This is a genomic window from Xanthomonas sp. NCPPB 3442, from assembly GCF_056725145.1.
On record NZ_CM161514.1, the window covers coordinates 1,829,766 to 1,844,707 of the forward strand.

Here is a 14,942-nt window from a genome sequence, read left to right on the forward strand (position 1 = left end):
CCCGCGCCGGGGCGCGGGCTCGAAGAGCGCCGATTATCCGGATGCGGCGGGGGATGCCAAGCCGCGCGCATGCGGGCTGGCCAGATAACGGGTGGGCGGGGCGCCGAAATGGCGATGGAACACGCTGACGAAGGCGCTGGGGCTGCTGTAGCCAAGCTGGTCGGCCACCTGCGCCACCGCGTGGCCCTGGCTCAGCTGCCGCAGGCCTTCGGTCAGCCGCGCCTGCTGCCGCCACTGCGCAAAACTCAGGCCGGTCTCGTCGCGGAAATGCCGGCTCAGGCTGCGCGGCGACAATCCGCCCCAGTCGGCCCAGGCGTCGAGCGGGCGCGGGTCGGCGGGCGTGTCGAGCAACTGGCGGGCGATCCGCAGCAGCCGGCGGTCGGCCGGCATCGGCAGGTGCAGGTGGTCGATCTGCACCTGGCATAGCTCGTCCAGCAGCACCGCGGCCAGGCGTTGCTGGGCGGCATCCAGCGGCTGATCCAGTGGCCAGTCGGCGGCCCGCATGATGGCCTCGCGGGCCAGCCCGGTCAGCCGGATCACCCCGCCTCGCGCAGGCAGGGCGGCGCAGGCATCCGGCCGCACAATCACGCCCCACCCGCGCATCGGCCCGGCCAGCTCCACGGTGTGCTGCTGCCCGGGCGGCATCCAGCCGGCGCAGCCCGGCGGCAGCGACAGGGCACCCTGTTCGGTATGTACGGTGAGCACGCCATGCTCCACATACATCAGCTGGCCGCGGACATGCGCGTGCCAGGCAGTTTCCGGCGCCCACACCTCGCGCAGCTCCGCCAGGAACGCGATCAGCACCGGCCCATCGGCTTTTTCGAAGCTGGCGCGTACGCCTGGCGGCAGGGCATCGATCTGGGTTGGCGGGTTTTCGATACTCATTGGCCGAATTGTATTACCGAGCCAGCGCACGCGCCGCGTAAGGTGGCGATCCTTGCGGGCGGTTTAATCCCTGGCGGGATAATTGCGTTGACAAATATATTTTTCGGAACAAAATGTGCGGCATGAATGTTTCGTCTTCCGCCACACCGTCGTTCGGCCTGTTGCTGCGTCAGGTGCGCGATGCGCTGATGCGCCAGCTCGATGCCGAGATGAAGGGCGAACTGCCCGATTTCGGTTTCAGCCACTACGTGGGCCTGAAGATCCTGGCGGTGCGCTCCCCGTGCACGGCCAACGAACTGGCGCTGGCGCTGGACCAGACCCCGAGCGCGGTGACCCGCCTGCTCGACAAGCTTGAAGCGCTGGGCGCGGTGCGGCGTGAGCCGCATGCGCAAGACCGGCGCGCGCTGCAGATCGTCATGACCGAGCAGGGCGTGGCGCTGTGGGAGCGGTTGCGCCTGCGCGGCGAACGCGCCATCGAGCACGGCCTGCGCGACCTGTCCGCGGCCGAGCGCGAACTTCTCACCTCACTTCTTATCCGTGTCCGCGATGCACTCAACTCATGAACGTTGCTAGTTCCCCGACCCAGATCCTGCGCCCGCGCTCGATGCGCCTGGCGCGGCCGCTCGTTATCACCGCCCTGGCATTGGCGTTGGCCGCCTGCGCCAGCAGCCGTGGGCTGAATCCGCAAGGCGCCGTGCTGGATCCGAGCACGCTGCATGCAGAGCGCACCCTGGCGCAGCAAACCACGTTGAGTCCGGCCGCGTGGCCGGCCAGCGATTGGTGGCGCGCGCTGGGCGATGCGCAGCTGGACGCGCTGATCGCCGAAGGCCTGCAGCACAGTCCCAGCCTCGCTGCGGCGGATGCGCGCCTGCATCAGGCGCAGGCGCGTATCGGCACTGCGCAGGCCGAGCGCGGCCCCAGCCTGTCGGCGTCCGGCGGCTACACCGGCCTGCAGCTACCTGAATCGATGGTCGGCGAAGAGCTCGGCGGCAGCTACGGCGGCAGCGCGCAGGTCGTGCTGGATTTCCGCTACGGCATCGATCTGTGGGGCGGCAAGCGCAGCGCGTGGGAAGCGGCGGTCGACCAGGCGCATGCGGCCGAAGTGGATGCGCAGGCGGCACGATTGAATCTGTCGTCGGCGATTGCCGAAGGCTATGCACAGCTCGCGTACGCGTGGAGCCTGCACGACCTGGCCAACGACGAATTGAGCCGTGCGCAGAAGACCCTGCAGCTGACCCGGCAACGCCGCAGCGCCGGCATCGACAGCGAGTTGCAGGTGCGCCAGGCGCAGGCGCGCGTGCCGGCCGCGCAGCAGCAGCTGCAATCGGCGCAGCAGCAGATCGACGAAGCCCGCACCGCGCTGGCGGCCTTGGTCGGGCAGGGCCCGGATCGCGGTTTGGACATCGCCCGCCCCGTACTCGGCGGGGGCATCGTCACGCAGTTGCCAAGCATGCTGCCGGCCGACCTGCTGGGTCGTCGGCCCGACGTGGTGGCGGCACGCTGGCGCGTGGAGGCGGCCGACAAGGACATCGCAGTCGCCAAGACCCGCTTCTATCCCAGCCTCAACCTCACCGCGCTGGGCGGTGTGATCAACCCGGATGTCGGCAAGCTGCTGGAAAGCGGCTCGGTGTTCGGGCTGGTCGCGCCGGCGCTGAGCCTGCCGATCTTCGACGGCGGCAAGCTGCGCGCCAATCTGGCCGGCAGCGACGCGCAATACGACCTGGCCGTGGCCGACTACAACCAGAAAGTGATCGCTGCGCTGCGCGAAGTGGCCGACCAGGTCACCGCCGTGCGTTCGCTGGAGCAGCGCGCGCAAGCGCAGAACGATGCCGTGCAGACCGCCACGGCCGCCTTCGATCTGGCCCAGCAGCGTTACCGCGCCGGCATCGGCAGCTATCTGGAAGTGCTCAGCGTACAGGAGCAGTTGCTCCTCGCACGCCAACGCATGGCCGGGCTGCAGTCGCAACAACTTCTGGCCTCGGTGAGGTTGCAGCGTGCGCTGGGCGGCGGATTCACGCCGGAACCCGCACGCGACACCGCCCACGCCGCGCCCACTTCCGCACAACCGAATTCCTGAGACATCGACGATGAGCCAGACGACTTCAACTTCTCCTCAACCCGCACCGGCCGCGCCCAGCAAGCGCCGCGCTGCGCTGCGCATCGTGGCCATTGTGGTGATCCTGGCGATCATCGGTCTGGTGGTGTGGTACTTCCTGGTCGGCCGTTGGCACGAAGACACCGACGATGCGTATGTGCAGGGCAACCAGGTGCAGATCACCCCGATGGTGGGCGGTACCGTGGTCAGCATCGGCGCCGAAGACGGCATGCGTGTGGAGCGCGGCCAGTTGCTGGTGCAGCTGGATCCGGCCGACACCGAGGTCGCCTTGCAGCAGGCCGAAGCCAACCTGGCCAAGACCGTGCGTCAGGTGCGCGGTCTGTATCGCACCGTGGAAGGTGCGCAAGCGGAGTTGTCCGCTCGCGAAGTCACGCTGCGCAGTGCGCGCTCGGACTTCGCACGGCGTAAGAATCTGGCCGCCACCGGCGCGATCTCCAACGAAGAACTGGCGCATGCCCGCGACGAACTGGCCGCCGCCGAAGCGGCCGTAAGCGGCTCGCGCGAGAGCTTGGAGCGTAACCGAGCGTTGGTGGACGACAGCGCGGTGGCCAACCAGCCGGACGTGCAGACCGCCGCCGCACAACTGCGTCAGGCGTATTTGAATCATGCGCGCACCGGCGTGGTGGCGCCGGTGTCCGGCTATGTCGCACGGCGTTCGGCGCAGGTGGGTCAGCGCGTGCAGCCGGGCAGCGTGTTGATGGCGGTGGTGCCGCTGGAGCAGGTGTGGGTGGAAGCCAACTTCAAGGAAACCCAGCTCAAGCACATGCGCCTGGGCCAGGAGGTGGAACTGCATTCTGATCTGTACGGCGGCGGCGTGAGCTACACCGGCCGTATCCAGAGCCTGGGCCTGGGCACCGGCAGCGCGTTCTCGCTGTTGCCGGCGCAAAACGCCAGCGGTAACTGGATCAAGATCGTGCAGCGCGTGCCGGTGCGCATTGCAGTGGATTCCAAGCAGCTGGCCAGCAATCCGCTGCGGATTGGCCTGTCGATGAAGGTCGATGTGAACCTGCACGATCAGCAGGGCAGCGTGCTGCCGACCAAGGTCGCCAACGGCGCGGTGTTTTCCACCGACGTGTATGCGCAGCAGCTCAAGGCTGCCGACGCCGACATCCAACGCATCATCCAGGACAACCTGCCCTCGCAGGCTGCCAGCAAGGCGGGCTAAGCCACCATGTCTTCGCAAGCTCCCACCGCGCCCGGCGGCCCGGCGGCACCGGCGCCGGCCGCCGGATTTCGCCCGGCCAGCGTGGCGTTGTGCACCGTGGGCCTGGCCATGGCCTCGTTCATGCAGGTGCTGGACACCACCATCGCCAACGTCTCGCTGCCGACCATCGCCGGGAACCTCGGCGCCAGTTCGCAGCAGGCTACCTGGGTGATCACCTCGTTCGCCGTCAGCACTGCCATTGCGCTGCCGCTGACCGGTTGGTTGAGTCGCCGGTTTGGCGAAACCAAGTTGTTCGTGTGGTCCACGCTGGCGTTCACCATTGCCTCGCTGCTGTGCGGCCTGGCGCAGAGCATGGGGATGCTGGTGGTGGCGCGCGCGCTGCAAGGATTCGTTGCCGGCCCGATGTATCCCATCACCCAGAGTCTGCTGGTGTCGATCTATCCGCGCGAAAAACGCGGACAGGCGCTGGCGTTGCTGGCGATGATTACCGTGGTGGCCCCGATCGCCGGGCCGATTCTCGGCGGCTGGATCACCGACAACTACAGCTGGGAATGGATCTTCCTGATCAACGTGCCGCTGGGCGTGATCGCCAGCAGTATCGTGGGTTCGCAATTGCGGCATCGCCCCGAACAGCTCGAAAAGCCGCGCATGGACTACATCGGCCTGATCCTGCTGGTGGTTGGGGTGGGCGCACTGCAGTTGGTGCTGGATCTGGGCAACGACGAAGACTGGTTCTCTTCGGACAAGATCGTGGTGCTGGCCTGCATCGCGGCAGTGGCGCTGGTGGTGTTCGTGATCTGGGAGTTGACCGACAAGGATCCAATCGTCGATCTCAAGCTGTTCCGGCATCGCAATTTCCGCGCTGGCACCTTGGCGATGGTGGTGGCGTATGCCGCGTTCTTCAGCGTGAGCCTGCTGATCCCGCAATGGCTGCAGCGCGATATGGGCTATACCGCGATCTGGGCCGGCCTTGCCACCGCGCCGATCGGCATCCTGCCGGTGCTGATGACGCCATTCGTGGGCAAATACGCGCTGCGCTTCGACCTGCGCATGCTGGCCACCATCGCTTTTATCTTCATGTCCTTCACCAGCTTCTTCCGCTCCAATTTCAACCTGCAGGTGGACTTCGGCCATGTGGCCACGATCCAGTTGGTGATGGGCGTAGGCGTGGCATTGTTCTTCATGCCGGTGTTGCAGATCCTGTTGTCTGATCTGGATGGCCGCGAGATCGCGGCGGGTTCGGGCCTGGCCACTTTCCTGCGCACGCTGGGCGGGAGTTTCGCCGCGTCGTTGACGACCTACCTGTGGGCACGCCGTACCCAGGTGCACCACGCGCACATCACCGAGCACATTTCGGTGTACACGCCCGGCATGCAGGAGCAGGTGACCGCGATGGGGCAGGGCGACCTGCAACGCGGCGCGGCATCGCTCAATAACATGATCAACCACCAGGCTTCGCAGATGGGCTTCAACGACATCTTCTATCTGCTTGGATGGACCTTCCTGGCGATCATCTTCTTCCTGTGGCTGGCAAAACCGCCGTTCGGCGCCGGCGCCGGGAGCGCGGCGGCAGCAGGGGGGCACTGAGCCCTTCTGTCCAGAGCGTTACGGCATCGTCGGCGGTGTCTGTGGTGCATAACGGCAAGCCGCTAGTTCGCGTCGTCGATGGGCTTGCCGATCTGGACACCACACAGCCAGCGACGCCGGAGCAGCGTTCGTTTGGCGTCGGTGCCATCTCGAAAAACACGCATCGCCTTTCCGCTGCACTCGCCGGCTGATGGCGACATGCGGGCATTTGCCCATGCGCTACGCACCGAAAACGCCGGTGCTGCAGACCAGCTTAGGGCGGGGCGTCAACACGGCCGGATCCACCATTGGTTGGCAGCGTGAGGGCGGCTCTCATGCGCGCGCGATGGGCCGCTTGCGCAGATAAGGCGCCAGGCGATCTCGCAGGGGTTGGGGTAGCATGCGTCGCTGCCGCTAGCGCGGTCCTGTTTTTTCCGCGAGGGCCACGCGCGGCGTCGTGCGCGGGCATGCCGCCTGCGTTTTTCATCACACAAGGAAGCTTCGATGATGTTTCGATCCCCATGGCGTCGCGTCTGTGCGACGACATTGCTCATTCCACTCCTTGGCATCGCTGCCGTTGCGCAGACGCAGGCCGCGGCCGCACGTCCGGAGGTGGCCAAGCAAGCCAAGGCGTATAGCTCCAGCGATGGCGTCAAGGTGTCGACCTTGCGCTACGGCCCGCGCGAAAAGAATCAGGCACTGATGCAGGTGACCGGTGCCGACAGCGAGATCGACGACAAGATCCTGCTGGCAACGACGGCCGCCACGCAAAAGGACACCCGCTACACGGTTCAGCTGAAGGGCCGTCCGTACGTGCTGCTGATCCTCGACGAAGGTGGCGGCGAGTTGTACCTGCCAGGTGCGGCGAAGCCGGCGCGCGTCGGCTATGACGCCGGTGTCTCGGAGCAGATCAATCCCGAGCATTATCTGACCGATTATCTTGAGCAGATGGCCGGCAGCAAGTAAGCCACGCGACGCGCTGCAGGCCAGCGTGGCCAGGTCTGCAGCGCGGTCTGGTTTCAAAACGCGGCAATGTTGCCGCTTCGTACGGTGCAGTTGCACGCGAGGGGTTTGCGATCATGGCAGGGGCGTCGTTCGTTGGATCATTGCGGTGCCTAGCGGTGCTTCTCGCACCGGTGCTTGCCTTGCCTGCCTTGGCCGAACCCACATTGCAGTGCCCGGCCGCCTTGCACATCACCGATGGCACCTTGCAGAGCCCGGACCTGCCGGTGGGCGCGCAGCTCGGCGTCGACCCGCACCAGGCGCTGCGGTTAGCGTCGATTGGCGTGTATTCGGGCCACCCCCGCGAGCGTGCCGCCCTGGTGCCGCGCAACGCGGAAGCAGCGCAGCCGCGTGGCGTGGCGCACTGGGTCTGGCGTTTCGATGATGCAGACCCGCACGGCACCTATGTGGTTTGCGCGTACGGTGAGGCAGTGCAGGTGTCCCTGCGCATCAGCGATGCCGCACGCACCTGCATAGGCACCTTGCGCAGCGACCCCAGGCCCGCAGCCGAGCGGAGCGCATCCTTCGACTGCCAGTAGCGCGCCCGACCCGATGGCCGAGCAGGCGGCAGCGCACTGTCGATCAGCGCATCGCGCTGCCTGTCTTGCACGATCGCCCAAACGCAAAAAACCCCGCCGAAGCGAGGTTTTTTACGATCTACCGTGAGTCGTGGTGCCCAGGAGAGGACTCGAACCTCCACGAAGTTGCCCCCGCTAGCACCTGAAGCTAGTGCGTCTACCAATTCCGCCACCTGGGCGACTCAGGGGGCGAATTGTGCAAGCTGCGCGCGAGGCTGTCAACGCACCCGGCACATTTTTTTCGTCGCCCGTACGCAGTATGGCAACCGAACCGGCCTGATGGTGGCGCACGCACGGGTTAGTGCATGCGCCACATGCGCTCACGGCAACTGTGCCGCCTGCAGCGTGACCTGGGCAGTTTGCACCGGCTCGCTCGCCGAGCGCGCCAGTTGCACGCGGTACGTGCCTGCGGCGATCGTCCAGCGACGTGCCTGGGCATCGAAGTCGGCCAGGGTCCTGGGCTCTGCCACCACCTGCACGCTGCGTTTTTCGCCGGGCTTTAGCGTGAGCTTCTGCCAGCCGATCAGGCGCAGCGGGGTGGCGTGGCCGTCGGGCAGGGTGACGTAGAGCTGCGGCACGGCGGCGCCTTCGCGCGAGCCGGTGTTTTCCACCTCGAAGCTGGCGGTGAGCTGGCTGCCGCTTGCCTCCACCTGCAGCCCGCCCATGCGGAACTGCGTGTACGACAGGCCGTGGCCGAATGGGTAGCGTGGTGTCAGCTTGCGCGCGGCGAACCACTTGTAACCGACGTTGGCGCCTTCGATGGCGTAGTCAATGGTGTCTTCGCCCGGCTTGGCCGGCTTGAAGCCCAGCCCCGGAATCGACGGACGCGGCAGCTGCGATTCGTCCACCGGCCAGGTCACCGGCAGGTGGCCGGAGGGATTCACCGCGCCGGTCAGCAGGTTGGCGATCGCCTCACCGCCGCCGATGCCCGGATACCACGCCTGCAGGACCGCCGGCACGCGCTCGGCCCACGGCATGCGCACCGGTCCATTGGTTTCCAGTACCACGGTGGTCTTCGGGTTGGCTTTGGCCACCGCTTCGATCAATGCGTCCTGGTTGTCGGGCAAGCGCATGTCCGGCAGATCCACCGATTCGGCGGCCCATTGGGTGGCGAACACGATCGCCACATCGGCCGCCTTGGCGGCGCGTGCGGCAGCGGCGCGGTCGGTGCCGTCTACATAGTCGATTTGCGCATTCGGCAACGCGGCGCGTAGCGCCTGCAGCGGCGAGGATGGGTGGATGATCACCGGGCCGGGCCAAGTGGTCGGGGTGATGCCGGGCACCGCGTTGCCGCCGTTGATGGTGTAGTCCACCCGCGAGGAGCCGCCGCCGGACATCACGCCCTTGTCGGCGTAGCCACCGATCACGGCAATGCGACGCACGTCCTTGGACAACGGCAATGTGGCTTGCTCGTTACGCAGCAACACGCTGCCTTCTTCGGCCACATGTTGCGCAGCCAACAGACCGGCCTTGCCGTCGATGGGCTGGCGCTGGGTCGGGTGATCGAAGGCACCATGCGCGAACAGGCTGCGCAACACGCGCCTGACCATGTCGTCGAAGCGCGCGCGCGGCACCACGCCGGCAGACACCGCCATGCGCAGCGGCGTATCGAAAAACACCGCCGCGTCGAACACTTCGCCGGCCGATTGCTGGTCCAGCCCGGCCAATGCCGCCTTGGAGCCGCTATGCACGCCGCCCCAATCGGACATCACATAACCGGGGTATTTCCATTCCTGCTTGAGCACCTGGTTGAGCAGGTAATCGTGCTCGCAACCATAGGTGCCGTTGATCTTGTTGTAGGAGCACATCACCGAGGCCGGGTCGCCGATCTTCAGCGCAATCTCGAAGGCCAGCAGGTCCGATTCGTGCATCGCCTGCTCGCCGATCTGCGCGCTATGAAAGTTGCGCCTTGTTTCCATATCGTTGAGTGCGAAGTGCTTCATCGTGGACAGCACATGCTCGCTTTGCACGCCGCGAATCGATTCGCCGACCATGGTGCCGGCCAGCAACGGGTCTTCACCCGCATATTCGAAATTGCGCCCATTACGCGGGTCGCGCTGCAGATTGACGCTGCCGGCGAGCAACACGTTGAAGCCTTGCTGCCAGGATTCGCGCCCCATGGTCTTGCCGCCGGTATACGCCAGTTGCCGGTTCCAGCTCGATGCGGTCGACGGTCCGGATGGCATCGCGGTGGCGTAGTCGCCCTTGCGGATGCCGCCGGGGTTGGTCACGCCCACGCCGGCATCGGCCAGTTGCTGGGCGGGAATGCCCAGGCGCGCAATACCGGGAACGTAGCCGGCCGAACCGAGCGCGCCTTCGGGCTTGGGAATCTTGTCGGTGCCCAGGCCGAAATAGCTGCGCAGCATCTGGAATTTTTCATCCTCGCTCATCTGCGCCAGCAAGCGGTCGGCGCGCTGGTCCGGGGTCAATGCAGTGTCCATCCACGGCTGCGAAGAGGGCGCGCCTTGCGCAACTGCCAGCGGCGCGGTCAGGGCGATGCCCAAGCCCATCACGACCGCCAGGACCAGGGGGCGTGGACGGTATTTGCGGACTGTAAACGGTTTCATATCGAGCTGTGGCACGGAATATCCTTGTGGTGCTGGGTCAAAACATATGAGAGGGGCACTAAGTGCCCACGTCTGGAAGGCGCGGTGATGCCGCGCCGACGCGTGCAGGAATCGGCAGGCGGCTAGAAGTCGGTCTGCGCGGTGCGGAGTACCGGGTAGAGCTGGTAGCGCTCATCCCAGGATGCGTGGCGCTTGGCAAAAAATTCCAGCCGCGCCTGCGGGTTGTTGGAAAAGTCCGGATCGCTGGCGATGCGCTGTTCGAACTGCGCCTTCAACGCGGCATCGTTGGCGAGCATGTCGCGCGCCACCTCTTCGGCGACGTAGGCTTCCATGTATTCCTTGCGCTCGAACGCGGTATTGAAAAAGCCCCACTGCAGCAGCGAATCCGGCGCCTGTGGTTCCAGGATCGCCATCACCAGACGCGCCTTGGGCTGGGCGATCGGCACGAACAACGAGCCGGACGGCACGCTGCGGGTTTCATTGCGCCATTGCCCGCTGAGTTCCACTGTCTGGTGGCTTTCGTTGGAGCGTGCTGCAAACTTGACCGCGTCGGCGCGGAAGGTCTGCACCGGCCGCTGCGCCGCATTGCCGATGGTCGTGAATTGGATGCCATGCAGGCGCAGTTTTTCGCCCACCAAGGCCGCTTGCGCAGCCGGGACCAGGTAGCCGCCGCGTGGCGCGTCCACCACCACATCGGGCTTGATCTGGTCGCGCAGTGGCACCTTCCAGACTTGCGGCTTGCTTTCGTCGTAGTGCGTCATCAGTGCACCGGAAATCGGCGACGGTGTGCGCGTATACGCATAGCCACGAAACGCAACGGTGCGTGCGTCTGGGCCCGCAGCGAAGCTCAACGGTTCGGTCGTGCCGGCCAGACGCTTGGCGCGCTGATCGGCAGCCAATGCATCGGCGCGCCACTGCGTTCCATGGCGTGCGGCCTGCTGCAACACCGAGACGATGGCGTTGCGGGTGATCCGCACACGGGTGGGGTAGTCCTTCCACGAATGCGTTTCCACCAGCATGCCGAAGCGGTTGCGTAGCAGGAAATAGCCATGCGAAAAGCGTGGCGGCGACACATCATCGGCAAAGCCGGAACCGGGATCGTCTTCGTGCACGAAGGACGGGTAGTACGGCAGCGGCAACGAGCCCTGTTTTTTCAAATCGGCGAGCACTGCGTCGCGCCAGCGTGTGCCATCGCGCTGCAAGCCCGCATCGCCGGCATGCACCGGTTCCACCTGCACCGAGACGTCGTGCTCGAACTTGGCGCCGTCGGTGACGTGCAGGTCTACATACATCAACGGGTCCCATTGCTGCACCAGTTGCAGCATGGCCTGCATTTCCGGCGCGTCGGCCTTGACGTAATCGCGGTTGAGATTGAGGTTCTGCGCGGTGGTGCGCCAGCCCATCTGTTCGGGACCGCGCTGGTTGGGGCGGTTCCAGGCACCGAAGCGCTCATGCCCATCGACGTTGAATACCGGCACGAACACCCACACCAGCTTGTCCAGCACGCCATGGCCGGCCTTGCCATCGAGCAACTCGCGCAGGGCCAGAAAGCCCGCATCCTTGCCATCGATCTCGCCGGCATGGATGCCGCCCTGGACCAAAATCACCGGCAGCTTGCGTTGCGCGGCCGATTGCGCGTCGAGTGCGCCACTGGTGGAGACGATCAAGGCCTTCATCGGCCTGCCCTCGGGCGTGGTGCCGAACTGGATGCAACGCACCGCCTGCGGGTAGCGCTGCGCAAACGCATCGCACAGTGCAATGACTTCGTCGTAGCGGCCGGTCTGGATGAAACCGCTGCGCTCTGCCTGGGTCGTCAGCGGCGCGGCAGCCAGCGCGGCGGGGGCGGAAGTCAGCAGCAACAGGCTCAGGGCCAGGCGAGTGAAGCGGGGCATCCAGCGGTCCAGTGTTCCAGGAAAACGTTTGCAATGTAGCCGAGCCGGCGTGCAAGGCCAATCTGCACTGCGTCATGGTCTTGCTGTGATCGGTGCCAAGCGTGGGTTTCACCCGGACACGCTGCGGCTTTCCCTTGATCGGGCGAGCAACATTCGAGGAGGCGCAGGCTACGCGGCTGCCGTGCAACGCTTGGCGCCATGGCGTTGTCGGCCAACCTGGACGACACCGATCACGCTGGGCGAGGTCCGCCAGCTGCGTCCGCTGAGCGCCCGCGTCCGACATGTTCGGGCAGGCAATGGCGGCCGGCGGGCGGGCGCCGGTACGATAGGGCCTGTTTTCAGCACGACCGGACTGCCTTTGACCACCTCCATCTCGCCAGGCGCTTCTGCCGGCGCGCGGCTGCCGCGCCAGATTCCTTTCATCATCGGCAACGAGGCCTGCGAGCGTTTCAGCTTCTACGGCATGCGCAACATCCTGGTGCAGTTCCTGATCACCTCGCTGTTGCTGCAGGAAATCAGCGGGCCAGGGCGCGAAGCCGAGGCCAAGCACATCCTGCACAGTTTCATGATCGGGGTGTATTTCTTCCCGTTGCTGGGCGGTTGGCTGGCCGACCGCTTTTTCGGCAAGTACAACACCATCCTGTGGTTCAGCCTGGTGTATTGCGCCGGGCATGCCTGCCTTGCGCTGTTTGAGGGCAGCCGCGACGGATTTTTTCTGGGTCTGGGCCTGATCGCGCTGGGCGCAGGTGGCATCAAGCCGCTGGTGGCCTCGTTCATGGGCGACCAGTTCGACCAGTCCAACAAGCACCTGGCCAAGGTGGTGTTCGACGCCTTCTACTGGATCATCAACTTCGGCTCGCTGTTCGCCTCGCTGCTGATTCCGCTGGCGCTGAAGAATCTTGGCCCGGCCTGGGCATTCGGCATTCCAGGGATCCTGATGTTCGTGGCGACGCTGGTGTTCTGGCTGGGGCGCAAGCGCTATGTCCTGGTGCCGCTGCCGCCGAAGGACCCGCATGGGTTCGGCGCGGTGGTGCGCACTGCGTTATTGACGCACGCGCCCGGGCAGGGCCGTCCGGGCTTGATGCTGGCGGTCGTCTCGGTGTTGCTGGCGCTGGCCGGCTTCGCGCTGGTCGAGCAATTGGGCATCGTCGTGTGCCTGTGCATTGCGCTGGTACTGCTGCTGGCCGGAATCGGCGGCGGGACCTGGTGGCAGCTGGAACGTGCGCGTGGCACCCATCCGGATGTTGCGGTGGAAGGCGTGCGTGCGCTGTTGCGGGTGTTGGTGATCTTTGCGCTGGTGACGCCGTTCTTTTCGTTGTTCGACCAGAAGGCCTCGACCTGGGTGCTGCAGGGGCGCGAAATGACCATGCCAGCCTGGTTCACCGCTTCCCAGATGCAGGCGCTCAATCCGCTGCTGGTGATGCTGCTGATCCCCTTCAACAACCTGGTGCTGTACCCGCTGTTACGCCGTGGCGGCTGGGAGCCGACTCCGCTGCGCCGCATGACCAGCGGCATCGCCTTCAGTGGCGTGGCTTGGGTGGCGGTAGGCGCGATCCAGATGGTGATGGACGGTGGCGAGCCGATGCACATCGCCTGGCAGATCCTGCCGTACGCACTGCTCACCTTCGGCGAGGTGCTGGTGTCGGCCACCGGCATCGAGTTCGCCTACAGCCAGGCGCCGACGTCGATGAAGGGCGTGGTGATGAGTTTCTGGTATCTCACTACCACCGTCGGCAATCTATGGGTGCTGCTGTCCAACGTGGCGGTGCGCAATGCGACGGTGACTGCGCATATCGCCGATACTGGGCTCAGTGAAGCGGCCTTCTTGATGTTCTTCTTCGCGGCCTTCGCGTTCCTGGCGGCACTTGCCTTCGGCTTGTACGCACGCCGGTATCGCATGGTCGACAATTACCGTACTGCCTGAGGTCTGCATGATTACCCTGATCCTGATCGCCATCACCGGCATCGTCTCGTGGATGGCGTTCAACAATCGCAAGTTGAGCGACCGGCTGATCCTGTGGCCGCCGGCGGTAGACAAGCACAAGCAATACGATCGCCTGGTGACCTATGGCTTCATCCACGCCGATCTGGGGCACCTGATCTTCAACATGATCACGCTGTTCTTCTTCGGCCGGGTGATCGAGAACGTGATGGCCCAGCTCACCGGCAGCGTGCTGACCTATCCGCTGTTCTATCTGGCCGCACTGGTGGTCTCGATCCTGCCGAGCTACCTGAAGAACCAGAAGAATCCGAATTACCTCAGCCTGGGCGCATCCGGTGCGGTGTCGGCTGTGCTGTTTGCCTTCATCCTGCTGCAACCGTGGACGATCATCCTGGTGCTGTTCATTCCGGCCCCGGCGATTCTCTACGCGGTGTTCTATGTGGGCTACAGCCTGTGGATGGACCGCCGCGGCGGCGATCGCATCAACCACAGCGCGCATCTGGCTGGCGCTGCGTTCGGCGTGATGTTCATGCTGATCATGGAACCGCGCGTGTGGCAGGTGTTCCTGGAGCAGCTGTCCAACCCGCGCTTCGGCTGAGCGCGGCCGGCGATGGTGACGCTCGCCCAAGCTCAACGCGCTGGACGCTGCCGCGGTTAGAAAGTGAACTTTTGTGCGCGGCCAGCGTGTCCCTTCTGCAGGCCGAACGCGTGGTTGCCAGCTAGCGCGATGGGATGCCCGACGACTGCCGGCGTGTACGGACCGGAGCGTTGCGGGAAGCGGGTAAGAAGCCGGCCCGATACGGCCGAGCCATGTCAGACACGCGCGATGGCACGGTCTCGACAGACGTATTGGATGGGATCAACGACTGCACAGCGGATGAGGCCGCTGCGCAGCGATGCGCCAGCTCAGGCCGCGTTGCGTTCCTGATCGGCGCTGGATGCCACGCCGTAGGCCTGCTGCAGGCGCTCGTACACCGTATCGTTGAGCTGCGTGAAATCCGGATTGTGGGTGTCGCCCTTGAGAGCGAACTGGAACAAGCCCTCCAGCAACGAGCTGTCGCTGTCTGCGCTGTGTCCTGCCGAATCGTTGTTCATGCGGTGGCTCCTCGTAGGTAAGGCGAAGACGTCGCTGCTTCCGCACACCGGTTGCCGCGATTGCCTTCGGGTCAGCTATCGGCGCTCCCCGGGCGAACTTGAGGGCGCGTTGCGCAAGCTGCGCAGCCGATCAC

The 14,942-nt window shown here is 65.4% G+C and carries 13 protein-coding genes and 1 tRNA gene; 9 read left to right on the plus strand and 5 right to left on the minus strand.

Annotated elements, in window-relative coordinates:
• Positions 1-33 precede the first annotated feature (33 nt).
• Positions 34-885: an AraC family transcriptional regulator gene (locus AC1POX_RS07800; protein WP_372356932.1), complete on the minus strand. Its 852-nt coding sequence runs from the start codon at positions 883-885 to the stop codon at positions 34-36.
• Between the two features lie 122 nt (positions 886-1,007).
• Here AC1POX_RS07800 and AC1POX_RS07805 point away from each other — a divergent pair, with 122 nt between their 5' ends.
• The 7 genes from AC1POX_RS07805 (at position 1,008) to AC1POX_RS07835 (ending at position 7,273) form a co-directional block, all read left to right on the plus strand.
• Positions 1,008-1,448, plus strand: a complete 441-nt coding sequence (locus AC1POX_RS07805) for a MarR family winged helix-turn-helix transcriptional regulator (protein WP_014089765.1) — start codon at positions 1,008-1,010, stop codon at positions 1,446-1,448.
• 23 nt (positions 1,449-1,471) lie between these two features.
• The gene (locus AC1POX_RS07810; protein ID WP_372357145.1) at positions 1,472-2,962 is read left to right on the plus strand and encodes an AdeC/AdeK/OprM family multidrug efflux complex outer membrane factor; all 1,491 of its coding nucleotides are present in this window, start codon (positions 1,472-1,474) and stop codon (positions 2,960-2,962) included.
• A gap of 10 nt (positions 2,963-2,972) precedes the next feature.
• Positions 2,973-4,166 carry an HlyD/EmrA/EmrK family protein gene (locus AC1POX_RS07815; protein WP_071118078.1) on the plus strand — a complete coding sequence of 398 codons (1,194 nt, stop codon included), beginning with the start codon at positions 2,973-2,975 and terminating at the stop codon, positions 4,164-4,166.
• A 6-nt stretch (positions 4,167-4,172) separates the two neighbouring features.
• Positions 4,173-5,753 (plus strand): DHA2 family efflux MFS transporter permease subunit, encoded by a 1,581-nt coding sequence (locus AC1POX_RS07820; RefSeq protein ID WP_014089768.1) that lies wholly within the window; start codon positions 4,173-4,175, stop codon positions 5,751-5,753.
• A gap of 44 nt (positions 5,754-5,797) precedes the next feature.
• Positions 5,798-5,944 carry a hypothetical protein gene (locus tag AC1POX_RS07825; protein ID WP_372184276.1) on the plus strand — a complete coding sequence of 49 codons (147 nt, stop codon included), beginning with the start codon at positions 5,798-5,800 and terminating at the stop codon, positions 5,942-5,944.
• A gap of 292 nt (positions 5,945-6,236) precedes the next feature.
• Positions 6,237-6,698 (plus strand): hypothetical protein, encoded by a 462-nt coding sequence (locus AC1POX_RS07830; RefSeq protein ID WP_228733734.1) that lies wholly within the window; start codon positions 6,237-6,239, stop codon positions 6,696-6,698.
• A gap of 155 nt (positions 6,699-6,853) precedes the next feature.
• Positions 6,854-7,273: an STY0301 family protein gene (locus tag AC1POX_RS07835; RefSeq protein WP_372356933.1), complete on the plus strand. Its 420-nt coding sequence runs from the start codon at positions 6,854-6,856 to the stop codon at positions 7,271-7,273.
• A gap of 131 nt (positions 7,274-7,404) precedes the next feature.
• Here AC1POX_RS07835 and AC1POX_RS07840 read toward each other — a convergent pair.
• The 3 genes from AC1POX_RS07840 to AC1POX_RS07850 all read right to left on the minus strand — a co-directional run bounded on the left by AC1POX_RS07840 (position 7,405) and on the right by AC1POX_RS07850 (position 11,771).
• A tRNA-Leu gene (locus tag AC1POX_RS07840) sits at positions 7,405-7,491 on the minus strand.
• A 141-nt stretch (positions 7,492-7,632) separates the two neighbouring features.
• Entirely contained in the window at positions 7,633-9,822 is a 2,190-nt protein-coding gene (locus AC1POX_RS07845) for a beta-glucosidase family protein (RefSeq protein ID WP_372357146.1), read from the minus strand.
• A 179-nt stretch (positions 9,823-10,001) separates the two neighbouring features.
• Positions 10,002-11,771 (minus strand): M14 family metallopeptidase, encoded by a 1,770-nt coding sequence (locus AC1POX_RS07850; RefSeq protein WP_372356934.1) that lies wholly within the window; start codon positions 11,769-11,771, stop codon positions 10,002-10,004.
• 358 nt (positions 11,772-12,129) lie between these two features.
• Between AC1POX_RS07850 and AC1POX_RS07855 the strand changes: the two genes are divergently transcribed.
• The gene (locus tag AC1POX_RS07855; protein ID WP_083347991.1) at positions 12,130-13,695 is read left to right on the plus strand and encodes a POT-type proton-dependent oligopeptide transporter; all 1,566 of its coding nucleotides are present in this window, start codon (positions 12,130-12,132) and stop codon (positions 13,693-13,695) included.
• 7 nt (positions 13,696-13,702) lie between these two features.
• Entirely contained in the window at positions 13,703-14,311 is a 609-nt protein-coding gene (locus AC1POX_RS07860) for a rhomboid family intramembrane serine protease (RefSeq protein WP_003483519.1), read from the plus strand.
• 308 nt (positions 14,312-14,619) lie between these two features.
• Here AC1POX_RS07860 and AC1POX_RS07865 read toward each other — a convergent pair whose 3' ends face one another.
• A complete protein-coding gene (locus AC1POX_RS07865) occupies positions 14,620-14,808 on the minus strand; it encodes a hypothetical protein (RefSeq protein WP_005911777.1) in 189 nt (62 codons plus the stop codon).
• Positions 14,809-14,942: the final 134 nt, after the last annotated feature.